We start from the raw sequence: 1,915 nt of genomic DNA on the forward strand, positions 1-1,915 counted from the left end.
GAGGAAACTGATCTGGCCGTCCTCAAGAAGCGCTTCCGGCGCGGCTCAACCGGCGCATTGGGATCAGGTCTGGGTCTTGCAATCTCCGACCGCATCGTTTTCCAGATGGGCGGCACACTGGAACTTCTATCGCCGGCAAGCGGCGAGGCATCGGGGTTCGAGGCGCGGGTAAACTTGCCGGCATAAGGCTTGCAAATCTGCGCCAAGGGTGCGAGCACACGCGAAAGCTTAGAGGCGGCAGGCAGCATGATCATCTCATTCGACATCGGCGGTTCGGCAATCAAGGGCGGTCTTGCGCGCTCCGAAACAGACATCGTTCCGCTTGGCCGCCGCCCGACGCCGAAAGATGATTTCACCGCCTTCGTCGAGACGATCCGCAGCTTCATCAACGAGACCGGCGAAACGCCCCTTCGCCTTGCCTTTTCGATCGCCGGCGTCGTCGATCCCGATACGCAGCGGCTGACCTGCGCCAACATTCCCTGCATTCATGATCGCAACCTTGCCGCCGATCTTGAGGCCGAATTCGGCTTTCCGGTGCTGATCGCCAACGACGCCGATTGCTTTGCCATGGCCGAGGCTGGACTCGGCGCCGGCCGCGGCCACCGTATCGTTTTCGGCGCAATCCTTGGCACCGGCGTCGGCGGCGGCCTTGTTTCGGACGGCAGGCTGGTCAACGCATCCGGCGGCTTTGCCGGCGAGTGGGGCCACGGACCAATCCTCGCTTCCGAAGCCGGAACGCCGTCCGTGAAAATCCCCGCCTATCCCTGCGGCTGCGGCCAGAAGGGATGCGTCGATACCGTCGGCGGCGCGCGCGGCCTCGAGCGTCTGCATAAGACGCTGCACGACCTCGAATTCTCCAGCGAGGAAATCATCGCGCAATGGCAACGAGGTGAAGAAAAGGCGACACGCACGATCGGCGTCTATACCGATCTCGTCGCCTCGCCCTTGGCGCTGACGGTCAATATCACCGGCGCGACGATCGTGCCGGTCGGCGGCGGGCTGTCGAATGTCGAGCCGCTACTTGCCGAACTCGACAGGGCCGTGAGGAGCCGCATCCTGCGCAAATTTGACCGCCCGCTGGTGGTGCGCAGCGAATGCCGCATCGAGCCGGGATTGATCGGGGCGGCACTGTTGGGGTTGAAGGCCCTCTAAAGCTTCGGCCACATCCTGACGATCGCGGCAAAGCGCTGCCAGTCCTTCCGCAGGCAAGGAGTCCAGGCGGCTTCCGCGACTGCAGGAAGCCGCGGAAAGACCAGCCGGTTGAAATAGGCCCGGGAGATGAAATTCTCGCCCCAGATACAGGCTTGGATACCGCGCACCCGGTCTCTCAATTCCTCGGGCAATTCGCCCTCGGCCTCGTAAGCATAGGTCTTTTCCGGCGGCGTGAAGCCGGCCCAGCTTGCGCCCGGCTCACCCCAGGCTTCCGACTGCGCCATGTCGAGGTAGTAGGCCTGCGCCGGCGTCATGACCACGTCGTAGCCCTCGCCCGCCAGTTCGATGCCGGCCTCAGCCTTTTCCCAGGCCATCAGCAACGTGCCCTCACGCTCGACGCCGCCGCCGTGCGAGACCTCATTCCAGCCGGCGAGCTTCTTGCCGCGCTCCGAAAGCATGGTCTTGATCCGCCGCAGGAAATAGGACTGCAGCTCGGCGGTGCCCGCGAGCTTTTCCCGCTCCATCAGTGCCTTGCAGAGCGGCGAAGCTAGCCAGGAATCATGCGCGACCTCGTCGCCACCGATATGGATGTAATCGGATGGAAAGATTCCCAGCATCTCGTCGAACACCTTGCCGAGGAATTCGTAGGTGAAGTCGATCGCCGGATTCAGCGCATTGTTGGGATAGCCCTGCACCGAGCGGTAGCCGTCCGGCGCCTCCTGCCCGTCGACAAGCTGCGGCAGGGCAAAGAGGGCGGCCGTGC

At 63.6% G+C, this 1,915-nt stretch carries 3 protein-coding genes; 2 read left to right on the top strand and 1 reads right to left on the bottom strand.

Annotated elements, in window-relative coordinates; translation table 11 throughout:
• Nucleotides 1-186: ATP-binding protein (locus ACPYOI_RS35560; RefSeq protein WP_481424108.1), on the top strand; the 186-nt coding region annotated here is incomplete at its 5' end.
• 60 nt (nt 187-246) lie between these two features.
• Nucleotides 247-1,152, top strand: coding sequence for an ROK family protein (locus ACPYOI_RS35565; protein ID WP_481424109.1), 906 nt, complete (start codon nt 247-249; stop codon nt 1,150-1,152).
• Here the strand turns inward: ACPYOI_RS35565 and ACPYOI_RS35570 are convergent.
• Nucleotides 1,149-1,915: family 20 glycosylhydrolase (locus tag ACPYOI_RS35570; RefSeq protein ID WP_481424110.1), on the bottom strand; the 767-nt coding region annotated here is incomplete at its 5' end. The two genes, ACPYOI_RS35565 and ACPYOI_RS35570, sit on opposite strands and share 4 nt — an antisense overlap.

The sequence above is a fragment of the Rhizobium sp. SVR5-2C genome (genome assembly GCF_056755115.1).